The 25,530-nt window shown below is 54.6% G+C and carries 26 protein-coding genes, 2 pseudogenes and 1 riboswitch; of the genes and pseudogenes, 23 read left to right on the forward strand and 5 right to left on the reverse strand.

Annotated features, from left to right (window positions below; translation table 11 throughout):
* The 5 genes from RAC65_RS12600 to RAC65_RS12620 all read left to right on the forward strand — a co-directional run bounded on the left by RAC65_RS12600 (position 1) and on the right by RAC65_RS12620 (position 3,777).
* Positions 1 to 408, forward strand: a complete 408-nt coding sequence (locus RAC65_RS12600) for a tautomerase family protein (protein WP_058702459.1) — start codon at positions 1 to 3, stop codon at positions 406 to 408.
* 11 nt (positions 409 to 419) lie between these two features.
* Positions 420 to 953 (forward strand): DUF4865 family protein, encoded by a 534-nt coding sequence (locus RAC65_RS12605; RefSeq protein WP_058702458.1) that lies wholly within the window; start codon positions 420 to 422, stop codon positions 951 to 953.
* Positions 954 to 1,166: 213 nt separating this feature from the next.
* Positions 1,167 to 1,730, forward strand: coding sequence for a peroxiredoxin (locus RAC65_RS12610; protein ID WP_058702457.1), 564 nt, complete (start codon positions 1,167 to 1,169; stop codon positions 1,728 to 1,730).
* 23 nt (positions 1,731 to 1,753) lie between these two features.
* Entirely contained in the window at positions 1,754 to 2,989 is a 1,236-nt protein-coding gene (locus tag RAC65_RS12615) for a protein-disulfide reductase DsbD (RefSeq protein WP_006122090.1), read from the forward strand.
* Between the two features lie 95 nt (positions 2,990 to 3,084).
* Complete coding sequence (locus RAC65_RS12620; RefSeq protein WP_006122091.1) at positions 3,085 to 3,777, forward strand: aspartate/glutamate racemase; 693 nt, start codon at positions 3,085 to 3,087, stop codon at positions 3,775 to 3,777.
* A gap of 44 nt (positions 3,778 to 3,821) precedes the next feature.
* On the opposite strand, the gene RAC65_RS12625 is transcribed toward RAC65_RS12620, so the two are convergent.
* The gene (locus RAC65_RS12625) at positions 3,822 to 4,178 is read right to left on the reverse strand and encodes a cupin domain-containing protein (RefSeq protein WP_006122092.1); all 357 of its coding nucleotides are present in this window, start codon (positions 4,176 to 4,178) and stop codon (positions 3,822 to 3,824) included.
* Between the two features lie 954 nt (positions 4,179 to 5,132).
* Here RAC65_RS12625 and RAC65_RS12630 point away from each other — a divergent pair.
* Positions 5,133 to 5,354: a hypothetical protein gene (locus RAC65_RS12630; RefSeq protein WP_033742263.1), complete on the forward strand. Its 222-nt coding sequence runs from the start codon at positions 5,133 to 5,135 to the stop codon at positions 5,352 to 5,354.
* Positions 5,355 to 5,448: 94 nt separating this feature from the next.
* Here RAC65_RS12630 and RAC65_RS12635 read toward each other — a convergent pair whose 3' ends face one another.
* Entirely contained in the window at positions 5,449 to 6,108 is a 660-nt protein-coding gene (locus RAC65_RS12635) for a DUF1345 domain-containing protein (RefSeq protein ID WP_375096778.1), read from the reverse strand.
* 365 nt (positions 6,109 to 6,473) lie between these two features.
* Positions 6,474 to 6,572: riboswitch (guanidine-I (ykkC/yxkD leader) on the forward strand.
* A gap of 55 nt (positions 6,573 to 6,627) precedes the next feature.
* On the opposite strand from RAC65_RS12635, the gene RAC65_RS12640 reads away from it, so the two are divergent.
* The 6 genes from RAC65_RS12640 (at position 6,628) to uca (ending at position 14,389) form a co-directional block, all read left to right on the forward strand.
* On the forward strand, positions 6,628 to 7,686 hold the full coding sequence (locus RAC65_RS12640) for a putative urea ABC transporter substrate-binding protein (RefSeq protein WP_058708848.1): 1,059 nt from the start codon (positions 6,628 to 6,630) through the stop codon (positions 7,684 to 7,686).
* Between the two features lie 24 nt (positions 7,687 to 7,710).
* Entirely contained in the window at positions 7,711 to 8,526 is an 816-nt protein-coding gene (locus RAC65_RS12645; protein ID WP_058702454.1) for an ABC transporter permease, read from the forward strand.
* Positions 8,523 to 9,305, forward strand: a complete 783-nt coding sequence (locus RAC65_RS12650) for an ABC transporter ATP-binding protein (RefSeq protein ID WP_375096768.1) — start codon at positions 8,523 to 8,525, stop codon at positions 9,303 to 9,305. The genes RAC65_RS12645 and RAC65_RS12650 overlap by 4 nt, the downstream gene beginning before the upstream one ends.
* Complete coding sequence (locus RAC65_RS12655) at positions 9,302 to 10,030, forward strand: urea amidolyase associated protein UAAP1 (protein ID WP_058702452.1); 729 nt, start codon at positions 9,302 to 9,304, stop codon at positions 10,028 to 10,030. The genes RAC65_RS12650 and RAC65_RS12655 overlap by 4 nt, the downstream gene beginning before the upstream one ends.
* Positions 10,031 to 10,040: 10 nt before the next feature.
* Entirely contained in the window at positions 10,041 to 10,676 is a 636-nt protein-coding gene (locus RAC65_RS12660) for an urea amidolyase associated protein UAAP2 (RefSeq protein ID WP_039339340.1), read from the forward strand.
* Between the two features lie 110 nt (positions 10,677 to 10,786).
* On the forward strand, positions 10,787 to 14,389 hold the full coding sequence (uca, locus tag RAC65_RS12665; protein ID WP_375096769.1) for an urea carboxylase: 3,603 nt from the start codon (positions 10,787 to 10,789) through the stop codon (positions 14,387 to 14,389).
* A 197-nt stretch (positions 14,390 to 14,586) separates the two neighbouring features.
* Here uca and RAC65_RS12670 read toward each other — a convergent pair whose 3' ends face one another.
* Positions 14,587 to 15,297 (reverse strand): SDR family oxidoreductase, encoded by a 711-nt coding sequence (locus RAC65_RS12670; RefSeq protein ID WP_289368239.1) that lies wholly within the window; start codon positions 15,295 to 15,297, stop codon positions 14,587 to 14,589.
* Positions 15,298 to 15,444: 147 nt separating this feature from the next.
* Between RAC65_RS12670 and RAC65_RS12675 the strand changes: the two genes are divergently transcribed.
* On the forward strand, positions 15,445 to 16,347 hold the full coding sequence (locus tag RAC65_RS12675) for an AraC family transcriptional regulator N-terminal domain-containing protein (protein WP_375096770.1): 903 nt from the start codon (positions 15,445 to 15,447) through the stop codon (positions 16,345 to 16,347).
* 22 nt (positions 16,348 to 16,369) lie between these two features.
* Here the strand turns inward: RAC65_RS12675 and RAC65_RS12680 are convergent, their stop codons facing one another.
* The gene (locus tag RAC65_RS12680) at positions 16,370 to 17,512 is read right to left on the reverse strand and encodes a lactonase family protein (protein WP_375096771.1); all 1,143 of its coding nucleotides are present in this window, start codon (positions 17,510 to 17,512) and stop codon (positions 16,370 to 16,372) included.
* Positions 17,513 to 17,975: 463 nt separating this feature from the next.
* Here RAC65_RS12680 and RAC65_RS12685 point away from each other — a divergent pair, with 463 nt between their 5' ends.
* The 8 genes and pseudogenes from RAC65_RS12685 to RAC65_RS12720 form a co-directional block, all read left to right on the forward strand.
* The gene (locus tag RAC65_RS12685) at positions 17,976 to 18,233 is read left to right on the forward strand and encodes a toxin (RefSeq protein ID WP_375094266.1); all 258 of its coding nucleotides are present in this window, start codon (positions 17,976 to 17,978) and stop codon (positions 18,231 to 18,233) included.
* The gene (locus RAC65_RS12690; RefSeq protein ID WP_375094268.1) at positions 18,226 to 18,540 is read left to right on the forward strand and encodes a helix-turn-helix domain-containing protein; all 315 of its coding nucleotides are present in this window, start codon (positions 18,226 to 18,228) and stop codon (positions 18,538 to 18,540) included. The genes RAC65_RS12685 and RAC65_RS12690 overlap by 8 nt, the downstream gene beginning before the upstream one ends.
* A gap of 151 nt (positions 18,541 to 18,691) precedes the next feature.
* A pseudogene (locus RAC65_RS12695) lies at positions 18,692 to 18,844 on the forward strand (hypothetical protein); the annotation flags it as partial.
* 112 nt (positions 18,845 to 18,956) lie between these two features.
* Positions 18,957 to 19,199: a hypothetical protein gene (locus RAC65_RS12700; RefSeq protein ID WP_347449430.1), complete on the forward strand. Its 243-nt coding sequence runs from the start codon at positions 18,957 to 18,959 to the stop codon at positions 19,197 to 19,199.
* A gap of 2 nt (positions 19,200 to 19,201) precedes the next feature.
* Positions 19,202 to 19,672, forward strand: coding sequence for a plasmid SOS inhibition protein A (locus RAC65_RS12705; protein WP_375096779.1), 471 nt, complete (start codon positions 19,202 to 19,204; stop codon positions 19,670 to 19,672).
* 481 nt (positions 19,673 to 20,153) lie between these two features.
* The gene (locus tag RAC65_RS12710) at positions 20,154 to 20,390 is read left to right on the forward strand and encodes an AbrB/MazE/SpoVT family DNA-binding domain-containing protein (RefSeq protein ID WP_058702444.1); all 237 of its coding nucleotides are present in this window, start codon (positions 20,154 to 20,156) and stop codon (positions 20,388 to 20,390) included.
* A 766-nt stretch (positions 20,391 to 21,156) separates the two neighbouring features.
* Positions 21,157 to 21,477 carry a hypothetical protein gene (locus RAC65_RS12715; RefSeq protein WP_375096772.1) on the forward strand — a complete coding sequence of 107 codons (321 nt, stop codon included), beginning with the start codon at positions 21,157 to 21,159 and terminating at the stop codon, positions 21,475 to 21,477.
* A 168-nt stretch (positions 21,478 to 21,645) separates the two neighbouring features.
* Positions 21,646 to 22,226 (forward strand): annotated as a pseudogene (locus RAC65_RS12720) (DUF932 domain-containing protein); the annotation flags it as partial.
* 65 nt (positions 22,227 to 22,291) lie between these two features.
* Here the strand turns inward: RAC65_RS12720 and RAC65_RS12725 are convergent.
* Positions 22,292 to 22,621 (reverse strand): hypothetical protein, encoded by a 330-nt coding sequence (locus RAC65_RS12725; RefSeq protein ID WP_375096773.1) that lies wholly within the window; start codon positions 22,619 to 22,621, stop codon positions 22,292 to 22,294.
* A 238-nt stretch (positions 22,622 to 22,859) separates the two neighbouring features.
* On the opposite strand from RAC65_RS12725, the gene mobA reads away from it, so the two are divergent.
* Both mobA and traI read left to right on the forward strand, forming a co-directional pair.
* On the forward strand, positions 22,860 to 23,201 hold the full coding sequence (gene mobA / locus RAC65_RS12730; protein WP_347449434.1) for a plasmid mobilization protein MobA: 342 nt from the start codon (positions 22,860 to 22,862) through the stop codon (positions 23,199 to 23,201).
* Positions 23,201 to 25,174, forward strand: coding sequence for a TraI/MobA(P) family conjugative relaxase (gene traI / locus RAC65_RS12735; protein WP_375096774.1), 1,974 nt, complete (start codon positions 23,201 to 23,203; stop codon positions 25,172 to 25,174). Before mobA ends, traI begins: the two co-directional genes overlap by 1 nt.
* Positions 25,175 to 25,530 lie beyond the last annotated feature (356 nt).

A 25,530-nucleotide genomic window follows, 5' to 3' on the forward strand; every position in this document is an offset into this window, starting at 1 on the left:
ATGCCCGTCAGTCGTATTGCGATATCTGAACACCGTATTGAACAGTGGCGTGAGGCTATCTCCACGGCGTTACAGGACGCATTCGAGACCTCTTTTTCTGTGCCGCACGGGGATTGTTTTCAGTTCTTTGACAGTTATCACCGGCATACACGTATTTTTGACCGGCACTATTTGTGCAGCGCGCAGACGGGCCGAAGTGATGACTTTCTTCTGTTTCACATTACGGCAGGGAAAGCGCGTAGCCTCGCACAAAAGCAGGCTTTTTATGCAGATTTGAATGCGCGTCTGGTAAAGGCGATTGGCATTAATCCGGCTGACGTCATGATTGTCGTGAATTTCAGTGACCCCGAGGACTGGTCATTTGGCAACGGCAAGGTGTTTAGTCTGGCCGATATCTCATCACGCTGAGGAGAAAAAATATGCTGGCGATGCAGTACCGTTTTGTTCTTCCCGCTGACTACGATATGACAATCATTCAGCGCAGGATTGCTGACAACGGCAAAAAAATGGATGGCTTTCCAGGCCTGCTGTTTAAAGCTTTTCTTTACGCCTGGCAGAAGGGCGCCGATATGAACGGCCAGGAAAACAGTTATGCCCCGTTTTATCTCTGGCAGGATGCGGACAGTATGCACCGCTTTTTAGCCAGCGAGGGGTTCAAAAGGTTGACGCCGGCCTTTGGCTGGCCGCGTATTGATACCTTTCCGGTGCTGTCTGCCGACATATCGACGGCTATCAGCCAGGCGAGTTGGGCCGTCTGTGAAATCAGCCCCGTACAACCTTACAGCGATCTCGCGCTACTGACTCACCATCGGCCGCTGGACAACGCGCTGGCACGGGTGTCCGCACTGGACGCCTGCGGCTGGCGGCGCCTGACATTCACCTTGTGGCGAACGCCGCAGGCCGTCACTTGTCCGGCTCGCGCTTATCAGGTCGGATATATTGCGCGGGCGTGACCGACGGACCGTTACGCTCTGTCACACATTTATCTTACTAACCACATATCTATTAGAACGGTTATATGACTATCTTATTTTATCTGCCGGGTACGTGTGTATGACCTTTCTGTCCGCCCGGCCATGCGGCTAAATATTTCCATTTTTTGCCAGTGAATCTAGTATTAATGTGCATAAGGCACTGTTGCCTGTTTGCCGATGGAGAGAAAAAGAATGTATCAAATGAAGCGCCTGAAAATGCTGACGGCAGCGACGCTGCTGGCGTTAAGCCTGCCTGTGACTTCTGCGTTTGCTGCGCTGGCCGCAGGAGAAACCGCACCGGACTTTAAACTGGAAGCGGCTCTGGCAGGTAAAGAAACGACCTTCTCCTTACAGCAGGCACTGAAAAAAGGACCGGTTGTACTTTATTTCTTCCCGGCGGCGTTCAGCGCCGGCTGCACGCTGGAAGCGCATGCTTTTGCGGAAGCAACCGATGAGTTTAAAAAGCAGGGCGCAACGGTAATTGGCGTGACCGCAGGTAATACCGATCAGATTGCGAAATTCTCTCAGCTTGAGTGTCGCGATAAGTTCACCGTCGCCGCCGATCCGGGTGCCAAAGTGGCGGCCGAATACAAAAGTACGATGGAAATGAAAGGCAAAACTCTGTCTGACCGCACATCGTATGTTATTGCGCCGGATGGCAAAATTTTGCTGAGTTACACCGATAAAAATCCAGAGGCCCATATTCAGAAGACCCTGGATGCCGTGAAAAAATACCGTCAGGCTAACCCGGCTTAATCTCACATCTGGACAGCGCCATCATGTTGACTGCTATCGCCGCCGCGTTTCTGGGCGGCATTATCCTTAATCTCATGCCCTGTGTATTCCCGGTGATCTCGCTGAAGGCCCTGAGTCTGCTGCGCCACAATGCCCAACCCGCACATGCGCGAGCCGAAGGGCTGGCTTTTCTGGTGGGTGTGGTTGTCACGATGGTGCTGCTGGTCAGTGTGCTGTTACTGGCAAGAATGGGGGGCGCTTCCGTCGGCTGGGGTTTTCAGTTGCAATCGCCGCTGGTGATAGCCTTACTGGTGCTAATCATGGTGGCATCGGCCCTCAACCTGTTCGGCCTGTTTGAGGTTGGCTTATCCCTTCAGCGGGCGGGTGAAGTCGGAGGCGAGCGGGGAGGGCTAACCGGATCGGCACTCACCGGCGCGCTGGCCATCGTCGTCGCCACGCCCTGTAGCGCGCCGTTTATGGCCAGCGCCATCGGCTATGCCTTTACGCAACCTCCCGTTATCAGTGTGGTTATTTTCCTTTCACTGGCGCTGGGGTTTGCAGCACCGTTCACACTAATTTCCTTTTTCCCTGTGTTTGCCCGCCTGCTACCTGCGCCGGGTGCCTGGATGATCACGCTCAAACACGGGCTCGCCTTTCCCATGCTGGGGGCGGCGGGGTGGTTGATTTGGGTACTGGAGCGTCAGGCGGGTTCGACAGCCCTGGCAGCCATTCTGACATGCTGCCTGGTGCTGAGTTTTGCCGCCTGGCTGTATGGTATGGCGCAAAAGCGACAGATGATGGGAAGGCGGCACTGGGCATTACACATCGCTACAGCCGCCATGGTCGTTCTGTTAATTCCGCCGTTGTTAACATTGAAAACCGCCACGACAACGCCGGATTCGCCCGATACCGTTGCCGCGGCCGCGGTGGCATGGACACCTCAAAATGTTGAGGCGATAAAAGGTCAGGGCAAACCCGTTCTGGTCAATTTTACGGCCTCATGGTGCATTACCTGTCAGGTTAACGAGCGCACTTCCCTGTCGACGCAGGCGGTTAAGCAAGCTATGGCGCGCACTGACACCATCTATATGATTGCGGACTCTACGAAGTACAATCCTGATGTCGAACAGGCGCTCAGCGACTTTGGTCGCGGCGGATTGCCGCTGTATGTCGTTTACCCTGCGGATGGCGGAAAACCTGTCGTTCTGCCGCAGGTGTTAACCCCGGGCATCGTCATCACGGCACTGCAGCAGGCCAGCGAAAAAGGTAAAAAAACCTGATGGCCTTATTGCTGCGGCAGACCATTAAACCTGCATTCAGGCCTGCGCACGCATAAGGCGGGCCTGAACCTGCACGGCATGCACACAGGATGAACATGAAAACAATCGGACTGATCGGTGGGATGAGCTGGGAATCCACGCTGCCTTATTACCGCTTCATCAATGAAGGTATTCGGGAAAGACTGGGCGGATTACACTCGGCACGACTGCTGTTACACAGCGTCGATTTTCACGATATTGAAGTCTGTCAGCGTGAGGGCAACTGGGCACAGGCAGGCAAGCAGTTGGGTGAAGCCGCCCGGGGACTGGCACTTGCCGGGGCCGAAGCCATCGTGCTGTGTACCAATACGATGCACAAGGTTGCCGACGATATAGAAGCCCACTGCAATCTTCCCTTTTTACACATTGCCGATGCCACGGGCAGGGCGATAACAGCCAGAGGGATGACGCGAGTCGCCTTGCTGGGCACCCGCTATACGATGGAGCAGGATTTTTATCTGGGGCGGTTACAGCAACGGTTTTCGATTAACACGATCGTGCCGGAGGCGGAGCAGCGCGCCACCCTCAATCACATCATTTTTGATGAACTCTGCATGGGAAAATTTACCGAAAGCGCACGCCAGTATTATCTTGATGTGATCACGCAGCTGCGCGATCAGGGCGCGCAAGCGGTGATTTTCGGCTGCACGGAAATCGGCCTGCTGGTTCCCGAGGCGCAAAGCGCTCTGCCTGTCTTTGATACCACCAGCCTTCATGCCCGTGATGCCGTAGACTTTATGTTGTCCTGATTGTCCGTTATCCGGGCAACCAAAAAGTCTGTTCGTCGGCGTCATTAAGGGGTTTCAAATATCACGTAGAGCTTACGCATGGTCGTGTCCATAACCCATGTGCCTTCCGTATTTGCTTCAAAAAACAACGTATCGCCGGGTTTGAAATGCTGTGGTGTTTCGCCATCAGCAGTAAAAGATCCCGTTCCGGAAAGGAAGTGCATCATCTCCGCTTGCTTTACGCCGCGACGATAGCTGCCCGGCGAACATTCAAAAATGCCCATATCAATACTCTCATGGCCCGGGATGACTTTCTGCAGCCCGGCGATCATGATTTCAGGTGAACCAGGTAATCCCTCAACGGTACCCCAGGGTTCGAGAGTGCTGATCGAAGCAGGTTGTTCAAGTTTTTGTACTTTCATTTTTTCTTCCTGAGCGATTGTCACGGTTATGGCAGGCATTGCACGTTGCCCTTAGCGTAAACAAAACCAGAAAAACAAAGCGCGTTTTAATTTCCTGCGTATGAAACTTCTGCTCATTCACCGTCGTCTTTAAAGCAGAATATGCCTGGCAAGGTCACGGCGCGTTCGGTACAGAGGCTAAGGGCGCAGTGTGCGGTTTTCCCGACGCCTTGCGACTTAATGCCACACGACATCGTCCGACTGAAACTGGCGTAAGGCTATCAACAAAATAGAAGGATCACGTTTAACGGTATCCGGCGATAATTAACGGGTTCGTTCATCTGTTCTGCAATAAACAAAATCGCGGGATGGATTTGAAGAAGGCACTGGTGATGAATTAACCCTTTTAGTTATGACAGCCCTTTAGCGGATATCACTCTATTTGACGCAATCACGATGGTTAAGGATTGACCAGAAAACGGTATCGAACATACCTGTAATTGCACGAGGCGAAAGCTTAAGGCGCTATTATTTGCGGTATGTCATTCTCCTGAATTAAACACCAGCAAGACAGGCTATCCAGAGCGGGCGGCGCATCCGCCGTTTTTGCTTGTGAATGCAGGCAGTTACGATGTCATCTCATCTGCCAGACGCCGTGGGATCGCAGCCTGATTTGAGTCACCTATTCTGAGCATGCTTTGACTGTTTTTTAAAGCAAAAAAGACAGGCTTATTTCGCAACAGGTAGCGTTGAGATGGGTTTCGATCCCGGTTGATCGCCTTTTCCGCCAGGCTTAACCATGCCCGTTCTCGCCGACTTTATCCGTCTGTTGATTATTTCGCCTTGCGGCGAAATAAGATTTTTAATGAAAGTTAAACGTCTCATAAACGTAACAGAACCTGAACGGCAAAAACGTACAACATCGCTACGCTCAATAAAGGTAAATCATTTCATAATAGTTACGGAGTCAAATTGATGCATAAACTTTCGATTGTTGTTATTACCGCAGGTCTGCTCATGGCAATGAGTACTCAGGTCGAAGCGAAAGGGTGCCTGAAAGGTGCAGCCGTCGGTGGCGTTGCCGGGCATATGAAAAACCACGGTGCAGCGGGTGCGGCGGCTGGCTGTGCGGTTGGGCATCATATGGCGAAGAAAAAACAAAAAGAAGCGGATGCTAAGCAGCAAGGGCAGCAGTAAATCTCGCCTCCCTACACCGTCCGTCAGCGGACAGGTGTAGGGCAGATCAGGCTTTCACCGCAGGTAATCTCTTCTCTCCCTTTCGTGACGCACGTTAGCTCAGCAGGCTGGCGGCCACGTTTACAGATAGCCCCAGAATCGTCAGATTAAAGATAAAAGAGATGACCGACTGCAGCAGGGCGAGTTTTCGCATTTCTGTTGTGCCCGTTGCCACATCGGCGGTCTGAGAAGCCACCGCGATGGTAAAAGAGAAATAGAGAAAATCCCAGTAAGCCGGGTGCGCCGGTTTTTCTGGAAAGATCATCGGGGTAACGCTGCTGCTACGATGCAAATAGTGCTGGTGTGCATAATGCATGGCAAACGCGCTGGGCAGTAATGCCCAGGAGGCGATGAGCGTTATGGCGGTCAGAAGCAAATGCAGGGCCCGCGGTGTGCCCGTCAGGCTTTTCAGCGTGGGAAGCTCACTCATAATGGCCACCATACTGATCGTACAGGCTACAATCACCAGCCCCAGTACCAGTGCGGCACTTTGATCCTGCATCCGGGCGATTCGTTTAATCTGATCAGGCGCAGTGCGTAACATACGAAACCAGATAAACCAAAGATAGAGCCACGCCAGCACGTTCCAGCTTATCAAGAGTCGCTGCATTTGCCCCAACTGTTCGGGCAGTAAAAAATAGCAGACGATACCCGCAACGACAAAGATGAGCAGGCGCAACCGGGCGAAAAGATTTGAGCCAAAGGAAGAGTGCATGGTCATGGGTTTTTACTGGTAATTGAATCAGTTAACTCTAGTGTATTCCGGATTATCCTGCCGTAAAAAAAGCACGAGATTTACCCTGCGTTGTGAATGGGATAATGATGACATTCAGCTCTGAGTCAAATGCCCCAGCCACCACACCTTAAGTCAGGCAAACAGATGCGGTTACGTGCGATGTCACCCCATTTCGTCTTTCTGTTCTGTACCGGCACCGAGAATGTGCAACGCACATTCATTACTCATCATTCTGGTGCTTAGCGGCCTGAAAATCGGGTAATTGCCTGATTTCTGGCAACATGATTTCTGGCACGTCAATTGCAAAACTGTGAACAGTACGCAGCGCAACACATAATCTGATAGCAATAGCTGGCTAGGGTTCCGGTTCACGCAGGTGAATGTCTGGTCCGAGAGCTGGCGACCTCTGCGAGGTTACACGGCGGGACAAAAGCCCGGGAGACAGCAGCACCGTGAGGTGTCGCGCTGCTCCTTTTTTGTGCCAACCAGAGGTTAACCATGAAAACAACGTCGTTCATCCGCACGCTTTTGCTGTCACTGATCTTGCTGATCAGCTTTCCTTCCTTCGCCGCGGTCAAAAAAGAATTCAACATCTGCTGGACGATCTATGCGGGCTGGATGCCCTGGGGCACCATCAGTAATGAAAAAATTATTGATAAATGGGCCAGCAAATACGGCATCAAAATCAATATCGTTCAACTCAACGACTACATCGAATCCATTAACCAGTATACAGCGGGACAGTTTGACGGCTGCACCATGACTAATATGGATGCGCTGACTATCCCGGCGGCAGGCGGCGTGGATTCGACTGCGCTGATCACCGGCAGCTATTCCGATGGCAACGACGGTATAGTCCTGAAAGGGGTGAATAAAAAACTCAGCGACCTGAAGGGCATGTCGGTCTATTTACCTGAGCTGTCGGTATCGCACTATCTTCTGGTTCGCGGACTGGAAAAAGCCGGACTGCAGGAAAAGGACGTGAAGGTCGTCAATACCTCGGATGCGGATATCGTCTCGGCTTTTGGCACCAGCAACGTGCGGGCGGTGGTCGCCTGGAACCCGCAACTGTCCGTCATCAAAAAGACACCACAAACCACTGAAGTGTTCAGCTCCTCCCAGGTCCCCGGTGAACTCATCGACATGATGGTGGTGAACACCCAGACGCTGAAAGATAACCCGGCTCTCGGCAAAGCGCTGACCGGAGCCTGGTTTGAAATGATGGCAAAAATGCACGCAGGCGATACAAAAGTGCTGAGTGAGATGGCTGCTGATTCCGGTACCGACCTTGCGGGCTATCAGGCCCAGCTGAAAACGACCCACCTGTTCTGGACACCTGCCGAAACGCTGGCCTTTATTTCTTCCCCGGAATTACCAAAAACCATGCAGCGCGTGGCGACATTCTCCTTTGATAAAGGGCTGCTGGGTCAGGGCGCACAGAGCGCTGACTTTATCGGCATGACGTTCCCGGGCAACGTCACCATTGGCGACAGGGCTAACAGCAAGCTGCGCTTCGACGACAGCTATCTGAAGCTGGCCGCCGCGGGCAAGTTGTAACCACTGACCACGGGAGTTCGTGCCATGCGCCTCATCAACCGCTATCCCCGCCAGGGCATGCGCCTGACGCTAATGCTGTTGCCCTTCGTGCTGATTATCGCCGCCTGGTTTATCGGGTCGGCGGTGCGGCTCGAAGCCAATCCGCAGGACAAACTGCTGCCCGGCCTGTCGCAGATGATTGATGCCATTGACCGGATGGCTTTCACGCCGGATAAGCGCAGTGGTGAATACCTGCTGTGGACCGATACGTTTACCAGCCTGAGCCGCCTGCTGCTGGGGCTGGCGCTCTCCTCGTTGATCGGCCTGTGTCTGGGTATCGCCGCAGGGGTGTTCCCGCTGTCCCGCGCCGCCCTGTCACCCCTGCTGACGGTTGTCTCGATGATTCCGCCGCTGGCGATTCTGCCCGTGCTGTTTATTGTTTTCGGCCTGGATGAGTTGTCAAAAGTGATGCTTATCGTCATTGGCATTACGCCGATGCTCGCGCGCGATCTTGAACACCGGGCGCGGGAAATCCCGGCAGAACTCTTTATCAAAGCGCAAACCCTGGGGGCGAATAGCTGGACGGTTGTGCTGCGGGTTGTCCTGCCGCAGCTGTTATCGCGGCTTATTACCTCGCTACGTCTGCTGCTGGGATCGGCCTGGCTGTTTTTAATCTCTTCTGAAGCGATTTCGGCGACCGCCGGGCTCGGCTATCGCATTTTCCTCGTACGGCGTTACATGGCGATGGATGTGATTATTCCTTATGTCATCTGGATCACGCTGCTGGCATGGCTGATGGATCTGGGCCTGCGCAGGTTGCACAACGCCTGTTTCCCCTGGGCGGAAGGAGACCGGAAATGAGTTTTATCAGCATCAGGAATATCTGGCAGGAGTACGGCGATCATGTAGTGCTGGAGCGTATCAATTTACAGGTTAAAGAGGGTGAATTCTGCTCCCTGGTCGGTGCATCGGGCTGCGGAAAGTCGACATTTTTACGCCTGCTGCTGGGTCAGGAGAAACCTACCCGGGGAGAGATCACGCTGGATGGCCAGGCTCTGGCAACAGAACCAGACCGTAGCCGCGGCGTCGTGTTTCAGCGCTACTCCGTGTTTCCCCATCTCAACGTCCTGGATAACGTCGCGACGGGACTTGAGTTACCTGCTTCCCCGCTGTTTGGCCGCCTGTTTGGTGCCCGGAAACGCGAGGCCCGCCAGCAGGCGCGCGCGATGCTGGAGAAGGTGGGGCTGGGAAATGCACTGGATAAATATCCGGCGCAGCTCTCCGGCGGCATGCAGCAAAGGCTGGCGATTGCCCAGGCATTCATCATGCAACCGCGCATGCTGTTGCTTGATGAACCTTTTGGCGCACTGGATCCCGGCATTCGCAAAGATATGCATGCGCTGTTGCTTCAACTATGGAGTGAAACCCGTATGACGGTGTTTATGGTCACCCACGATCTTGCCGAAGGCTTCAACCTGGGTACCCGGCTACTGGTATTCGACAAAGTCCGTCACGATCCCCAGGCCCCTGATGCCTGGGGCGCACGTATTACTTACGACATTCCGCTTAATGAGGCGCGAATGGCACAGATAATGGCAGACAGTAAAGACAACGTTTATGCATTAAGGAGACAGCAATGACCGCACGTTTTCACTCGGCTCCCAGCCTGCGCGAAGAGCGGCTTCCCGGCGGGGCGCATACCTCACTCATTCTGCGTAAAGGACAGATCCTGCGCCTGACCGATCTCGACGGCGGCGCTAACGTCAGCATGATGATGCTCAATCCCCACGAAAAAAGTGAACGCCTGAATCTGCCGGATACGCTAAAGGGTCAGCATACTGCCCGGCTCACCATCGGGCACTGTTTCTACTCCGATATGGGCCGCGTACTCGCCGGAATCGTGGCGGACAGCTGTGGCTGGCACGACCCGTTTAGTGGCGTACTGAACGCGGCAGAAACGCACGAAAAATATGGCACGGGGCGCTATCAGGAGCTGCGGAATGGCTTCCATCGTAACGGCGTCGATAATCTGTTGGTCGAAATGGGCAAATGGGATTTGGGTCTGGAAGATCTGCTCATGGTCGTTAACTTCTTCAGCAAAGTCACTGTAGATGAAGATGGCTACTTCCACTTCATCACAGCGAACAGTCGCGCAGGGGATTTTGTTGAGTTGTTTGCCCCTATGGACGTTCTGATCGTTTTGACCGCGCTGCCACATCCGATGGATCCTGCCCCGGACTATGCCCCGCGCCCCATTCAGCTGAGCTGGTATCAGGCGGATGACGAACAGGCCGCTACCGAAGCGTTGTTTATCCGCGATGAAAACCAGCGCGCGATTCGCAATACCCAACTTTTTGCCCTGTAAGGAGGCAGTGATGACCATGATTTCCAGCGACCGCCGCCCTGAAGATGCCGTGTACCGTCACGTGATCCCGGCGGGAGAGCCCTGGCTGTTTGAGGTTAAAAAAGGGCAAACACTGCGTCTGCTCGATTTGGAAGGGAATCAGGCGATCGATACGCTGTTTTACAACGCGGATAACCCGCGTGAACGTTACGATCCTCAACGTACACTACGCCGTCAGGGTAAGGCTTACCTGACCACCGGCAGCGTACTCTATTCCAATCTGGGCAATCCGTTGCTGACTATTGTCGCCGATACCTGCGGCCGTCACGATACGTTGGGTGGGGCTTGTGCGCAGGAAAGTAATACTGTGCGCTATGCTCATGACAAGCGCTATATGCACAGCTGCCGGGATAATTTTCTCTGTGCCTGTCTGCACGATGGCCGTCTGCATAAACGCGATATCGGTGCCAACATCAACTTTTTTATGAATGTCCCTGTTACCCCGCAAGGGGGACTGACCTTTGAGGACGGCATCTCTGCGGCCGGTAAATACGTTGAACTGCGTGCTGAGTGTAATGCGGTGGTTTTGATCTCTAACTGTCCGCAGTTAAACAACCCCTGCAACGGCTGGAACCCTACACCCGCCGAGGTACTGGTGTGGAACTGAGTCCGGCGCGGCTGAGCGTTACGCGCGCCTGAACAACATCAGCCCCGGGGACGGCCCCGGGGACATATCGACTTTGTGCGGGACGGCCCGCTTCCCTGAGAGTTCCGCTTATGTTTGATACCTTACTGATTGCCAACCGTGGCGCGATTGCCTGCCGCATTTTGCGCACCCTACGTGCCATGCAGGTGAAGGGTGTGGCTGTGTATGCCGAAGCCGATCTCGGTAGCCTGCATATTCGCGACGCGGATGAAGCGTTAAGCCTTGGCGACGGCCCGGCGGCGCAAACCTATCTGGTCGCCGAAAAAATTATCGCCGCAGCGCAGCAAAGTGGCGCACAGGCCATTCATCCGGGCTACGGTTTTCTCTCTGAAAATGCCGCGTTCGCGGAAGCCTGTGAGGCCGCAGGACTGATTTTTGTCGGCCCAACGCCGCAGCAGTTGCGAACCTTTGGCCTGAAGCACACGGCCCGGGCCCTGGCGAAAGCCGAAGGTGTGCCCTTACTGGAAGGCAGCGAATTACTGGCCGATGCCGCCGAAGCCTGCCGTGTCGCCGGGACAGTCGGTTATCCGGTGATGCTGAAAAGCACCGCGGGCGGCGGCGGAATTGGCATGCGCGTTTGCCGCGATGCGCACGAGCTGGCCGACGCGTTCGATACGGTACAGCGGCTGGGGCAAAACAACTTCAGCGACGCCGGCGTGTTTCTCGAAAACTATATCGAACGGGCGCGCCACCTTGAGGTACAGATTTTCGGCGACGGACTGGGTGAGGTTATCGCGCTGGGCGTGCGTGACTGCTCGGTGCAGCGGCGTAATCAAAAGGTCATCGAAGAAACCCCCGCGCCCAATCTGCCCGAAGGAATGGCGCAGGCGCTGTGCGAGGCGGCGGTTGCGCTGGGTAAAGCGGTAAACTATCGCAGTGCGGGCACGGTGGAGTTTGTTTATGACAGCGTCGCCCGCCAGTTTTACTTCCTGGAGGTCAATACCCGCCTTCAGGTAGAGCATGGCGTAACGGAACAGGTCTGGGGTGTTGACCTGGTGAAATGGATGATTGAACTGGCGGCGGGCACCTTGCCGCCGCTGCGCGAGCTGGCCGCGGGGCTTCAGCCACAGGGCCATGCTGTTCAGGCACGGGTTTATGCGGAAGATCCGGGACGGCAGTTTCAGCCTTCCCCCGGACTGCTCACGGAGGTAGCCTTTCCCGAAACCGAGAATGCCAGCCTGCGCATTGATCACTGGGTCGAAGCCGGCTGTGAAGTGCCGCCGTTTTTTGATCCGCTACTGGCAAAAATGATCGCCTGGCGGCCCAGCCGCGATGAGGCCATTGCCACGCTTTCGCAGGCGCTAGGGGAGACGCGTTTGTACGGTGTTGAAACCAATCGCCTCTATCTGCAGCAAATCCTGGCGTTTGCGCCCTTTGTCCAGGGAGAACCCTGGACCCGTTGTCTGGAGCAACTGTGTTATCAGGCGGCGACAGTTGAGGTGCTGAGTGCCGGTACGCAAACCAGCGTTCAGGATTACCCGGGCCGTCTGGGGTACTGGGCAGTCGGCGTACCGCCATCAGGGCCGATGGATGATCGCGCCCTGCGTTCAGGCAACCGGCTGCTGGGGAATGAGGAGGGCGAAGCCGCGCTGGAAATCACCCTCACCGGACCCACCCTGAAATTTAACACCGCCATTGAGGCGGTGATTTGCGGTGCATCGCTGAGCGCTACCCTGGATGGTCAGCCCGTGCCGATGGATTGTGTGTTTACGATATCCGCCGGGGCAACGCTAAAGCTGGGTGCCGTAAACGGTGCGGGCGTGCGAAGCTATCTTTGCCTGAGCGGCGGTATTCAGGTGCCAACGTATTTAGGCAGCAAAAGCACCTTTACGCTCGGCCAGTTTGGTGGTCATGCCGGACGCGCCCTGCGCAGCGGTGATATCCTGCACCTGGCACCGCAGACGGCGCAGGCGGGCACGAAACTTCCTCTGGCTTTGCGTACGAATCTTCCGCAGGTCCGCACCTTGCGGGTGATTTATGGCCCCCATGGCGCGCCGGAGTTTTTTACGCCGGACTATATCGCCACCTTTTTTGCCACGGACTGGGAAGTGCATTTCAACTCCAGTCGCACGGGCGTTCGTCTGATTGGACCTAAGCCTGACTGGAGCCGCGACAGCGGCGGCGAAGCCGGACTGCACCCGTCGAATATTCACGATAACCCCTACGCTATTGGCGCGGTTGATTTTACCGGCGATATGCCGGTAATTCTGGGCCCGGATGGACCCAGTCTGGGAGGCTTCGTTTGTCCGGTCACGGTTATAGAAGCCGACCTCTGGCAACTGGGGCAACTGAAAGCCGGTGATAACGTGCGCTTTACCGCAGTGGATTTGCCCACCGCGCGTCAGCTGGCCCGGGAGCAACGCCAGGCGCTGGCAACGCTCTGCGCGCAGGAGACGGCCTGGCAACCTGCGCCGCTGACCTCGCCGATTGTTATGACCTGCGGCGAGGCCGATAAGCGCCTGGTGGCGCGGCTTTCGGGCGATACGCATCTGCTCCTCGAAGCCGGGGAGCCGGAACTGGACCTGGTTCTGCGTTTTCGCATTCATGCCCTGATGCAGGCGCTGGAAGCGCATGCAAAAGACGGGGTGATTGATATCACGCCGGGGATCCGTTCGCTGCAAATCCATTTTCAGCCTGAAATTCTCATCCATGACGCGCTGTTGGCATGGGTGCGCGGCGAGTGGCTCGCAGTTTGTATGCATGATGATCTGCAGGTGCCGACGCGCGTGGTGCATCTGCCGCTTTCCTGGGACGATCCCGCCTGCCGTCAGGCGATTGAAAAATACATGACTACGGTACGTCCTGATGCGCCGTGGTGCCCCAGCAACCTGGAGTTTATTCGTCGGATTAACGATCTGCCTGACGAGCAGGCGGTCTGGAAAACGGTATTTGAAGCCAGCTACCTGGTTATGGGGCTGGGCGATGTCTATCTTGGCGCGCCGGTAGCGACACCGCTGGATCCGCGCCATCGTCTTGTCACCACAAAATATAATCCGGCGCGTACCTGGACGGCAGAAAATTCGGTCGGTATCGGTGGGGCTTACCTGTGCGTTTACGGTATGGAAGGGCCCGGTGGCTATCAGTTTGTGGGCCGCACGCTTCAGATGTGGAACCGCTATCGCGACGTCATCGATTTTGCCGGAAAACCCTGGCTACTGCGCTTCTTCGATCAACTGCGTTTTTACCCCGTATCCGCCGGGGAACTGATGCAAATCCGCCGCGATTTTCCACTGGGACGCTATCCGCTGCGCATTGAGCACAGCACGCTGCGGTTAAGCGATTATCAGCAGTTTCTTGCTCAGGAGGCGCAGAGCATCGCGGCGTTTCGTGACCATCAGCAAAAGGCGTTTAATGCGGAACGCGATCGCTGGATCGCCAGCGGGCAGGCTTATTTCGACAGCCAGGAAAGCGTGGTGGAAGAGGGCGGCGATAGGTCATTACAGCAGGACGAACAGGGCGTCGAAAGCCCGGTTTCCGGCAATCTCTGGCAGGTGCAAACCACGGCGGGAAGTCGCGTGCGTGCGGGGGATGTGCTGGTCGTGCTGGAATCCATGAAAATGGAGATTCCGCTGCTGGCGCCGTGCGACGGCATCATTCAGCAGATAAACGTGCAGCCAGGCAGTGCTGTGCGCGCGGGACAGCGGGTTGCGGTGATAAGGGAAGAGAACGTCTGAAGCGGGAGCGGTTTCGGGCCCCGGATAGCGATTACCGCCGGGGCTGATCACGCTCGTTGGTGATCTCCGTCTGGCAGAGGCGCGAAGCAGGTATGGCTCGTGCACATGCGCGCCGAAAGCCATGCGCTCTGGCATGTTATCGGCGCGCTGTTTGCTAAACAAAAGCGGCTGTAAAGGTGATGCGTATTCCCGGCCTTTTACGCGTCGCGGACGCTGCCACCATAAGCTTCCGGCACCAGATCCTGCTCGGCATCCCCGCTCTCAAGTAGCATTAACAGACTTTCAGCGACTTTTTCAGGTGAATGCGCGAAGGCGGCAATCTCTTTTTCCTGCGCGCTGGCCTGCTCACGGCCTGATTTAACGGACTGGTAAAATTCTGTCGCGGTCACAAAGGGATAGAAAGTCGATACCGTGATCCCCTCAGAAGCCAGCTCCAGACGGGCAACACGTGAAAGCATATTCAGTCCGGCTTTCGCGCTGGTATAGGCCGCAGAGCCTGGATAGGTTGCCAGCGTTGCACCTGAGCTGACATTAACAATGCTGCCGCGTCCTTGCTGACGCATCGCGGGTAGGACCGCCTGCATCATCCTGAGTGGCGCAACCAGATTTACGTCCAGCAGTGCCATGAAGTCCTCACTGCCGATCGTGTCAATGGCACCATGCAGCCCTTGCCCCGCATTGTTGATTAACGCGTCAATGTGCCCAAAATGGCTAAGCGTGGTCTGAACGGCGTTGGCAATCTCATCATGACGCGTCACATCACAGGCTATCGCTATGGCGTTTCCCAACGTTTGCGCCAGCGCGCTAATGCGTTCTTTACGTCGCGCGATAAGTACCACCTGCGCGCCAGATTGTGCAGCCGCCCGGGCGGTTGCTGCACCAATGCCCGACGATGCGCCGGTTATCATGATTACTGCCCCTTTAATATTCATCGCTTTTCTCGCTCCGGTTGCGGCACTCTCCGCACTGATTTTAGTGCGCACATCATTGCCGCGCGGCCTAAATTCTGCTTATTATTTGCCTGTTTCTGCTTAATTCTGCGTAAGGCTGAGCTTATGACAACGGCATTAGACGCCCTGCGCGAGAGTGTGCAGGACTGGCCTGTGGATGCAAACGCGCATTCGGCCATCCCACGACTGGACATCTACCGGGTCACGCAACCTCTTGCTCTTCCGCCTGAGGTTTATCCGCCCTTTATTAGCCTGATCCTGCAGGGTGAGAAGCAACTGCAGATTGGATCGCGTCTCTTTCGCTATAGCGCCGGGCAGGCCTTTATCTCGTCTGTCGATCTGCCAGCAAGCGGTAAGATTGTGGGTGCCAGCGATGCAGCGCCTTATCTGGCAGTGCGCCTGACATTCGATCTTGCCGTGATAAGAGCATTACTGCATGTGTCACCCTTAGTGAGTGAACCACCGGACGGACCGGGGTTTGCTGTTGAGGATGCAGATGCAACATTACTGGATGCCTGGTTGCGACTGGTGCGTCTGATTCATCATCCCGAAGATATTGCTGTGATGGCGCCCTTAACGGAGCGTGAAATTGTTTACCGCCTGTTGCGTGGCCCCCAGGGGGCGCTGTTGCGTCAGGCTGCTGACACAAGCGGTTATTTTTTATCCATCCGCAGTGCGGTGAGCTGGTTGAAAACGCACTATGCTTCGCCGGTGCGCATTGAACAACTGGCGCATATGACCAACATGAGTATCTCGGTATTTCATCGTCGTTTTAAAGCCAGCACCGGATTTTCTCCGTTGCAGTATCAAAAGCATCTGCGGCTTTATGCGGCGCGTAATCTGCTCTTTCGTCAGCCCGGTAACGTCGCTGCCGTTGCGTCGACGGTGGGTTATGACAGTTTGACGCAGTTTACCCGTGAATATAGTCGTCTGTTTGGCATCCCGCCCGCGCGGGACGCCAGAGATCATCGTGGGGTAGGCGCGTTTCAGCAGGTGAGGTCGCTTTGATGACCCGCACCCGAATAATGCATCAGGGCACAATAACCATTTGAGAGGGCGCGCCAACGGCAACGTAGTTTCCGGTAAAGGTCATGGCACCGCTCGCTTTATCCACTCTGAAGCTGGTGATGTTATCGCTACGCTGATTCATCACGTAAATCATGCTGCCATCGGGGGATAACGTCAGCGTTCGTGGGTAATCACCGCGCGTCCACACATCATCCTTATGCGTCAGTGTGCCGTTAGCATTGACCGCAAAGTGCGCAATGCTGTCATGCAGACGGTTGGCCACGTAAAGATTTTTCCCTGCCTTATCAATAACTAACCCGGCTGCAAAACTGGTGCCTTTATAACCGGCAGGCAGCGTAGAAACCGTGGCCTTTTCCTGCAAGGCACCGGTATGCGGATTAATAAGGTAATGCGTGAGCGTCGAGGCTTCTTCATTGACTAACCAGAGCGCACGGCCGTCGGCGCTAAAGACGAAATGGCGCGGGCCTGCTCCTGCTGACGAGGCGTTTATCCATGCGGGTTTACCGGGCGTGAGCGTACCGTCTTTATTCAGGTGATACTGGTAAATGCGATCCAGTCCCAGATCTGTCGAGTACACAAACTGGCCCGTATGATCGCTGGCGACCATATGTGCATGCGGACCGTTGTGGTCGCTAATAGCAAAGCTGCCCTCGGGCGCCGCCGCGGGTTTGCCTGCGCCTGCCGGGCCACTGTCCTGATGATGATCAATGGCCTGGCTCAGTTTACCCTCTGACGTCACCGCAAACACTGTGATACTGCCGCTGACATAATTGGCGACCATCAGGTAACGCTGGTCGGGTGTCAGAGACAGATAAACCGGCCCCTTACCTTGGGTGTCAACCTGATTTAATGCCGTGAGCGAGCCGTCCGGGCCAATCTGATAAGCGGTAACACTGCCTTTTTCGGTCTCACTGGCCACATAGAGATGTTTACCATCGGCTGACGCGACCATCTGCGCCTGATTGGGCAGTTGACTCACCAACGTTTTTCCCGACAGTTCACCCTGCGCATTGATCGTGAATCGATAAACCCCTTCGCCATCAGGATTATAGGTTCCCACATACGCATAAGATGCCTGAGCCATAAACGGCACGAAGGCCGTAACGCTTGCAACGGCGGCTGCTGTCAAAATCGTTTTATTCATAATTTTTCTCTATTCAGAACAAAAATTCAAAGAAATTAAGGCATGTCTCAGTTTACTGCGTGTGCTTGTAACCAGCCGGATGAGTAAGATCGGGAGGAACTGATTTTGGGCACGCTGTGGCGTTTAGCCAGTGAGATCACCGGAATCGTGACGAACTGGACACTGGCCCTCCCCCGGCTGCCCCTTTCTTCCGTCCATGCGTGGTCAGAGGCGCGAAGGCTTGTTCTCACTGAGGCGGATGGCCTCGCGTTATATCTCTGGCAGTCAGAAAAAAATGAACTCAGAACCCTGCTCAGTGAGAGTTATGCATAACAGATTTTCTTGATGTGTCCCTAACTAGGGGTATACTATCCCTTAGTTGGGGACACATGAAATTATACAAGTAACATTCATCAAACTTACCAGCTTTCAGAAGTACAGCCATGAATATCTTGACGATGATCAGTTTCGTGTCTTCCAGAACATGTTGCTGGCCAACTCTGAAAAGGGCGACATCATCACCGATACGGGCGGACTCGGCAAAGTCCGCTTCCGGGACGAGCGCAGGAATAAAGGCACCCGATGCGGGATCAGGGTTATCTATTACTGGACGAACGATAAAGGCCAGTTCATCCTGTTCACCATTTACGATAAAGACCAGCGTGACGATTTGACTAAACAGCAGCGTGATGCTTTGGCAGACGCGCTGAATATGATTAAGAAAGGGCTGAGACGTGACTAAAGGCGATATTTTCAGTGAACTCATGACAGGGATGCAGGAGCTTAAAGACCATCAGGACGGCAAGATTACGCTCAAATCCTACAAGGCGACCCGACGCGAGCCTGCCACGATAGCGCCGCAGGAGCTGCGCGACGTGCGCGAAAAACTGAATCTGTCTCAGGCGGTTTTCGCCCATTACCTTCATACGGGCGAAACCACGTACCAGAACTGGGAGCAGGGCAGGGCAAAGCCCAACGCGCAGGCGGTTTTGCTGATCCGTATGGTGCAGCAGAATCCTGAAACCCTCCAGACACTGGCACGGCTCTGATCCCCATACTTCCGGACGGTACAGCCGAAAGACCGCGCCATATTGCGCGGTTTTTTTTTAGCTTGTAGCGGCCAGCTAGGCCATGCAAAAAAATGCTGCCCTGCGGGCCGGAATAAGCCGGTGCTGACACACCGGCCTTAGCGGTGAATACGGCAGCGAATTTGCCCGCTTCTTTTCGGTGCAACTGAGCTTTATGCCACCGGATGAGGCGTTTTACCTCTGTGTGTGCAGCCCTAGCGAAATCTCCAGCGTGTGTATGTGTCGGCGGACGGGGGACGCGTGCGCGACGTCCCCCGGCGGCTGACGCCGTGCGATCCTTCGCGCATCAGTGCCGTTCTCGCTGCAAGGGCGCAGGTGTGTCTGATGGATTACAACGTTAGCGGGCTGGCGGATTACCTAGCGGAGGAGATAAACGTATGATCCCGACAAACCGGTCTCTGGTTCCGCTGTCGCTCAAAAGGGGGGCCGCCATGCAGGCGATTGCTGACGTTGAGCAGAAATTAGCGCGCAAGATTCCCCCCTATGCACGGGCGTTTTTCCGCTTTCTGATGGACAGTAAGCGGGTAACGCTGAAGGAAGTCCATGTGTTTTGTCCCTGGCTACAGGAGTCTGACTTTCGGGGCGGAAACAGTCGTGGCTCAAAGCCATTGATAAGCTGATACTGAGTGCAGGAGCACACTGCCCGCTACCGCTCAGCGGCTATGAGGTCTGGGATATTTTCCCTGAAAAACGTTTCCAGCAGACAGAACGGCAGCGAATGAAAACAGCACTACAGGAGGAAAAATATTCCAACCAGATAACACAGCAGGTTCATGATCAGGAACGGGCTTACCTGGCGCTCAAAGCTCAGGCCGAAACCGAGCTGGTCTTTCATTCGCCGGAAACGGTCGGTAGCTGGGTGTCACGCTGGTCGGATTCGCAGGTCAACCATTACGCTCTGGAGGGTATGTTTTACCGATGGAGTGAGCATTTTTCTTCGATGAAACAGCTAGACCGCTGGACGCTTAAAGGTGAGCCATTATGGAGATTGAGTGTTGAGGCGAGGTTTCTCTCAGATGAATCAACGCAGGCCGTGCGGGGGATGGACACATGGTTGGTTCCGAACAAGCCGAAGCCAATTAAGGCGGCATGAGGAGTGAATTTCTGAATTAATGTTTACAGGATATTGAATTTTATGCGTCAGTCCCGCTAGGCAGGGGCTGACGCAAATTTCACAGGCGTAAATATTGCTTTGTTTTATGATGACTAACGGGGTCCCCGGGATTTAGATGCTCTTGGGTCTGCCGGATGCCTGTGATCGAGCTTTGGTTCTTCAGGGCAATTTATAGTCAGGGTCCCGTCAACATCATCCCAGATAAAATAGCATCTACCTATTTTTATGCGCCAAGGGCTTGCATCAAGAACTTTTTGACCATCGTCGATAGTGAAGGGTTAAGGAAAATTCTGTTGATTTGCTGCATCGAGTACATCCTGCACTGTGTGATTCATTTTAGCTCCCTATGATAATTATTTCTTATCAATAACACTTCCTGACTTTATTTTGGTATAGCTGACATCGCTAAGCGGTATAATTCTGTAAGCTGTCAGACAACATCACCCACTACGGAGGAAGTATGTCAGTCACTACACTGAGGCAGAAGGGCAGGGGGCTTGTTCTGACCATTCCTGATGAGGTCGCCGAAAGGGCTGGCTGGCGCGCTGGCACACTCATGAACATCAGCACAGACGGTGATGCCGTTAAGATACGCCCATCCCGTCGGGTACCGCGTGGGCGGAAAACTGTAGCGCAGCTACTGGCAGGGATTGACCAGGACGAGATCCGCCTGTTGAACGCTAAAATCACTGGATAAAGACAGCATTAAGAAAGCGTCCACCTTCAGGGTCAACAGTATTGACTAACCCCCCGCCCTGAAAGGCACGACTTTTTCGTCTGAAACTGAGCTGCGTAGCAAATACCTCAAAAGCTGTACAGACCCGGTGCTGGCGCACCGGTCTTGTCCGACTTTTTTGTGCCTGTCATACGTTATCTGGTCGTCTTAATTTTATCCCCCGGCTTCTTGCGATTTCTTACTTTCACTGACCGAAATGCCACTTCACGGGCAGGGCCATGGCCCCCTTCGGCTCCTGCTCAGGCAGGCAGTCGTCAGGCTCACTCCGCTAAGGCGGCACACCCGCCATGCTGTATAGAGTCTGATGGCGAAGGTCAACGTCAATGGCTGCTGACGGCTGACGACTGGCGCCGTCGCCTTTACCGCCCCGGCAAAGGGCTGCCGGGGCTCTGTGGCCAGCCCGCTTGGCGGGCTGCAAATTCCCCTCCTGACGTCTTTCCTGCTGTTCCGGTCGTGCCTTGTGCGGAGGACCTGTCGTAGCACCGCCGGTTCGGGCAGAAAGGGGTGAAATGTACGCCGCCAAAAACTTTTCGCCAGGGGCAGCAAAAACTTTTTGTCGTCGCCCCTTTATGCCCTCTCTTCGTCGTTGCAACTCTGCCCTTCGCCGCGAAAGGCCAGACCGGAAAAAGAAAAAAGCCGCGTCAGAGGAAGTCTTTTTCGGCACCCGCAGCCCTCCGGTCATACCGCAGTGCGCTGCACAAACCGGATCTTACAGCATGAGGATTTCATGATGAAAAACGTATCAGCCCCCGGCATCCCGAACACGCAGGATTTGCCCGTCGATGCCTTTATGGACCTGTGCGACTACGTATGGACGCACGGCGAATTCCTGGGACCGTCTGGTCTCTCGCGTGATGATTTTAACGGGCTGGTGGTGATTGATGAGCCGACAGAAGAACCGGACGCGCTGAAAGTTTACATGCGCGATGGCTGGCCGGTCGCAGTCTACGAATTTGATATCGGTTACACCGTTATCCGCCGGCCGTCCTTTCAGCCCGGACGCTACGACCTAATGACCGTCTGGAACATCAACAGCAATAAGAAGTAAATCATGAAAACTGCTGACCGCAGCATCATCACACCCTCCGCCGGGATGTAAAGCCCGCCGGAAAATCATCTCATAAACACCATCGTCACACCGATCAGTATATACTTGAGATTCCGGATGAAATTCGGTCACGTGTCCGTCACGTAGTGCACTGCGTCCGCAAGCGCAGAGCCGTTCTATGCCTGTCAGCAGCGCGTGCGCGATAGGGGCGTGTCGGTCATGCAAAACACCTGCTGTGCCTGTGTCAACGTGATCAGATTCTTGCCTCAGAAGTATCGGAAATTATTTTGCTGAACAGCCATGACGGCAGCAGCAGCTACCAGATGATCCCCGGACAGTTTCGCAGCGTCTGTTCCAACGGCATGGTATGCGGTGAAGTGTATGGCGAAATTCGTGTACCGCATAAAGGCGACATTGTCAGTCAGGTGGTTGAATATTCACGCGACTAAATGAAGCCTATCCGGCTTGACCATCGTGAACAGGTTGCCTTTGCCGAAACGGCGCTGGCGTTTCGCTATGATGGTCAGCATATTCCGGTCACGGCTGATACAGTTTTGCAGCCCCGCCGTAAGGCAGACAACCCGAATGACCTCTGGACTGTTTATCAGCGTACCCAGGAAAACATCATTCGTGGCGGATTACGTGGCCAGACCGCAAAGGGCGCAGTGACAAAAACCCGTGCGATAAACGGCATTGACGGCGACATAAAAAACAACCGTTTTCTGTGGTCCCTTGCCGAAAAAAAATGAAAGAACTCAAATCCTGATTCCTGAAACGGGGGCACTGAAAAGCCCCCGTTTTTTTGGGAGAATAATCACTTCGTTACCGCGTCACGCACCTCATTACCTGCACCGTTTCCCCCACTTCTCGCCTTCCTGTCACGTGCCTGTTTTTTGGCTTTTCCATTCTCTTTAATAACATCAGAAATGGCCTTTTCACTGAAACCAAACTGCATGTCATCCAGCGCTGATTTTATGTCTTTTGCGTTATAGCCCTTTTCCTTTGCCAGCATCAGAATCGTGCCGCGAAGGCTGTCCAGCGCTTCATTTCTGGTAATGCGTGTGGGTGACAAATCCGGCAAATTTTCCAGCCGGGATTTTGCCTCGTTTATCTGTTCCTGCGTGAAAAACTGCTGTGTAGCCATAAAACCTTCTGGTGGGAAAACCTGAAAACCATGATTCTGCCGCGAACCCGCGGAAAATTCCAGCACCTGCCTCCCATGACGCCATTTACTTCATGGCGCTTTAGTGCCAAAATTCATTTTATGAATTTAATAACGGGACAGGAAATGTTTTGTCATTACCGTCTGCACGCAGACAGTAACGCCAAAACGACTGGTCAGGGCTTTGCCCCGACACCCCGTCCCGAGCTGAGGTTGAGTTATGGCGAAAAGTGAAAAGCGTCAGAGGAACGTGATTGTTCAGCTGCGGTGTACCGAAGCTGAGCTTGAGGCCATTGACAAAAAGGCTGCCTCAGCAGGCCTGACACGATCGGAACTGCTGAGGCGTTCCGCGCTCAACCGGCGCATAACCGTCCGGACTGATATCCGCATGATGAATGAAGTCAAACGTCTCGGTGGACTACAAAAGCATCTCTTCACGCAGATGGAGAAAAGCATGACAACAGAGCTGAGCCGCCAGTTTTCTGACGTGCTTGTGGCCATCACTAATACACTTAACGCCCTGGACATGACACCGGTAACGGCTGAAGAGATTACAGACTGATGAACGTCATTATTCCGCCAAAGCGTCGTGACAAAAAGACCAGCTTCAAAAAGCTGGTTGAGTACGTCAGTACGCGTCAGGAAAAGAAGGCCAGCGATGTCGTCACACCGGATGGTACAGCGGAGCATACCCCCGATACTGAGTACGTGACGACTCCCGGATTCGGGCAGCTGGTAAACTACGTCGGACGTAAGAGCACAGCCTCCGTCACTCAGGTTCACAGCATTTCACCGGAGGGCATCCAGCGAGTGTCTTCCGGTGAGGTGCTGTGCGAGACCAACTGCTGGTCGCTGGGTTCTGCTGCTGCAGAGATGAACATGACCGCCATGCAGAACCGTCACTGTAAGGATCCGGTTTATCATTTCATCCTGAGCTGGCAGTCAGACGAAAATCCATCCGCTGATGCGATTTTTCAGTCCGCGCGTTACTGCCTGGAAAGCCTGGGCATGAAAGACCATCAGTATGTCGCTGCCATTCATAAAGACACTGACAACATCCACTGTCACGTCTCCGCTAACCGCGTTCATCCGGAAACGTTCAGGGCGCAGAACATGTGGAACGATGCGGACACGCTGCAGAAATGCTGTCGCGTACTGGAGCGTGATTTAGGCTTTAAGGTCGACAACGGCAGCTGGCATATGGATGAGTTTGGTGACCTGCACCGTACCCCACGGGACATGCCCGCCGCGCCGCGTGGTGCAGCGCGCCGTGAGATTTTTTCCGACCGTGAAAGTCTTCACGGGTACGCCGTGCGTGAAGTGCGCGACGTCATCAGCAAGGCACAGCAGGATGACCGGCTTGACTGGCCATGGCTGCACACCATGCTGCATACCCGCGGTCTCGGTCTGCGTGAGCAGAGCGGCGGACTGGCTGTTTATGATCTGCTTCAGCCTGACGGTGTGAGCGTAAAAGCGTCTGACATACATCCGGCCATCAGTCTGCCGGCCATGGAGGCGAAGTGTGGTGAATTCTCTCCTGCACCGCCGGCATTTGATCCGGAGCGTCCGCAGGATGGCATCACCGGTATCCTGAGTCACTACAATCCCCAGCTTCACGTCCGCGATCAGGATTTGCGTCAGGAGCGTCGGGAGGCGAGGGCGGTGGCCAGAGAAATTCTGCGCGCCCGTTTTGACGCCTACCGTGAGGGCTGGGAAAAACCGGACCTGAGGGCGCGTGAGCGGTTCCGTCAGATCCACTCACACTGTGTGGCCATGAAAGCACATGTCCGTAAAACGGTCCGTGACCGGCTGCTGCGCAAGCTGATGTACCGCATGGCCGAGTTTGAAAAGATGAAAGCCATGGCCACTCTCCGCCTGCAACTGCGTGAGGAACGCCAGGTGCTGGCGGAAACCGGCATGTTCAGGCCACTGTCATGGAAACAGTGGGTGGAGCGTGAAGCGGTAAACGGTGACATTGCCGCACTCAGCCAGATGCGCGGCTGGGCCTATCGTGAAAAACGCAAAGCCCGTCAGAGTGAGAAGAACAGTCCCACTCCCGGAGCCGTCATTGTCTGCGCTCATGGTGATGACGCGCCGATTTTCCGCTCCAGTGAGCATGACACGCAGCTGCGCCGCGACGGTTCCGTTACCTACCTCAGAAACGGTCAGCCCGCTGTCACGGATTTTGGAAACAGGGTAGAGGTGTATACCTCCTCTGATGCCCGGTCTGAGCGTTTCAATAACGATCTTGCTGCTGCCCTGACAGCCTGGAGAAGTGAAGGTGCCCAGTTTGTGAAAGGCAATGCTGACGCGGTCAGGAGAGTGCTGTATTCCGGTTCGATGCATAATCTGCAGGACAATGACGGCCGGCGTTTCACCGTCAGAGACAGTCAACAGCAGAAAAGCGTTTCAGTCACGGAGTCGTTCCAGCGCAAACAAGGCCAGGCCCTCGGGCAGCCTGCAGTTCAGATTGAGCAGGCGAGGCCACAAAACGATGAAATAATTCGCCCTGACGGGAAACTCCCGCGGCCCTAATTGCCACATCACCGGCGCCGGTTAACACCGGAATGCTTCTTTCAGCACGTAAGCGCTGAGTTATTCCCATTAACTGACAGAGGTTAATTCCCATGAGTTATATTCGGGGGCTGCAGTAGCTGACAAGCGAACTTTTCCTAAACCGCTATGATCCTTTTAAACTTCTGATCTTCTCTCTTTTAAAAAACAGTAAAGACTTTCCTTTAAATGACTGACCTAAACGTCACCTGTCCTGTGGACAGTTTCCATAAGCGAACGACCCTACAGCGGACTGCGTCCGCGCCGGTTCGATGAGTCCGCTACGCGGCCTGAGGTAGCACCCGCCAGAGGCGGGCAAAAACCATTTTAGTTACATC

It is taken from the genome of Pantoea sp. BS_8, from assembly GCF_041954965.1.
GTDB lineage: Bacteria > Pseudomonadota > Gammaproteobacteria > Enterobacterales > Enterobacteriaceae > Pantoea > Pantoea stewartii.

Bases quoted from the DNA above. Each gene is read 5' to 3' on its own strand.
- RAC65_RS12600 (WP_058702459.1), top strand. From the start codon at position 1: ATGCCCGTCAGTCGTATTGCGATATCTGAACACCGTATTGAACAGTGG.
- RAC65_RS12605 (WP_058702458.1), top strand. From the start codon at position 420: ATGCTGGCGATGCAGTACCGTTTTGTTCTTCCCGCTGACTACGATATG.
- RAC65_RS12610 (WP_058702457.1), top strand. From the start codon at position 1,167: ATGTATCAAATGAAGCGCCTGAAAATGCTGACGGCAGCGACGCTGCTG.
- RAC65_RS12615 (WP_006122090.1), top strand. From the start codon at position 1,754: ATGTTGACTGCTATCGCCGCCGCGTTTCTGGGCGGCATTATCCTTAAT.
- RAC65_RS12620 (WP_006122091.1), top strand. From the start codon at position 3,085: ATGAAAACAATCGGACTGATCGGTGGGATGAGCTGGGAATCCACGCTG.
- RAC65_RS12625 (WP_006122092.1), bottom strand. From the start codon at position 4,178: ATGAAAGTACAAAAACTTGAACAACCTGCTTCGATCAGCACTCTCGAA.
- RAC65_RS12630 (WP_033742263.1), top strand. From the start codon at position 5,133: ATGCATAAACTTTCGATTGTTGTTATTACCGCAGGTCTGCTCATGGCA.
- RAC65_RS12635 (WP_375096778.1), bottom strand. From the start codon at position 6,108: ATGCACTCTTCCTTTGGCTCAAATCTTTTCGCCCGGTTGCGCCTGCTC.
- RAC65_RS12640 (WP_058708848.1), top strand. From the start codon at position 6,628: ATGAAAACAACGTCGTTCATCCGCACGCTTTTGCTGTCACTGATCTTG.
- RAC65_RS12645 (WP_058702454.1), top strand. From the start codon at position 7,711: ATGCGCCTCATCAACCGCTATCCCCGCCAGGGCATGCGCCTGACGCTA.
- RAC65_RS12650 (WP_375096768.1), top strand. From the start codon at position 8,523: ATGAGTTTTATCAGCATCAGGAATATCTGGCAGGAGTACGGCGATCAT.
- RAC65_RS12655 (WP_058702452.1), top strand. From the start codon at position 9,302: ATGACCGCACGTTTTCACTCGGCTCCCAGCCTGCGCGAAGAGCGGCTT.
- RAC65_RS12660 (WP_039339340.1), top strand. From the start codon at position 10,041: ATGACCATGATTTCCAGCGACCGCCGCCCTGAAGATGCCGTGTACCGT.
- uca (WP_375096769.1), top strand. From the start codon at position 10,787: ATGTTTGATACCTTACTGATTGCCAACCGTGGCGCGATTGCCTGCCGC.
- RAC65_RS12670 (WP_289368239.1), bottom strand. From the start codon at position 15,297: ATGATAACCGGCGCATCGTCGGGCATTGGTGCAGCAACCGCCCGGGCG.
- RAC65_RS12675 (WP_375096770.1), top strand. From the start codon at position 15,445: ATGACAACGGCATTAGACGCCCTGCGCGAGAGTGTGCAGGACTGGCCT.
- RAC65_RS12680 (WP_375096771.1), bottom strand. From the start codon at position 17,512: ATGAATAAAACGATTTTGACAGCAGCCGCCGTTGCAAGCGTTACGGCC.
- RAC65_RS12685 (WP_375094266.1), top strand. From the start codon at position 17,976: ATGTTGCTGGCCAACTCTGAAAAGGGCGACATCATCACCGATACGGGC.
- RAC65_RS12700 (WP_347449430.1), top strand. From the start codon at position 18,957: ATGATCCCGACAAACCGGTCTCTGGTTCCGCTGTCGCTCAAAAGGGGG.
- RAC65_RS12710 (WP_058702444.1), top strand. From the start codon at position 20,154: ATGTCAGTCACTACACTGAGGCAGAAGGGCAGGGGGCTTGTTCTGACC.
- RAC65_RS12715 (WP_375096772.1), top strand. From the start codon at position 21,157: ATGATGAAAAACGTATCAGCCCCCGGCATCCCGAACACGCAGGATTTG.
- RAC65_RS12725 (WP_375096773.1), bottom strand. From the start codon at position 22,621: ATGGCTACACAGCAGTTTTTCACGCAGGAACAGATAAACGAGGCAAAA.
- mobA (WP_347449434.1), top strand. From the start codon at position 22,860: ATGGCGAAAAGTGAAAAGCGTCAGAGGAACGTGATTGTTCAGCTGCGG.
- traI (WP_375096774.1), top strand. From the start codon at position 23,201: ATGAACGTCATTATTCCGCCAAAGCGTCGTGACAAAAAGACCAGCTTC.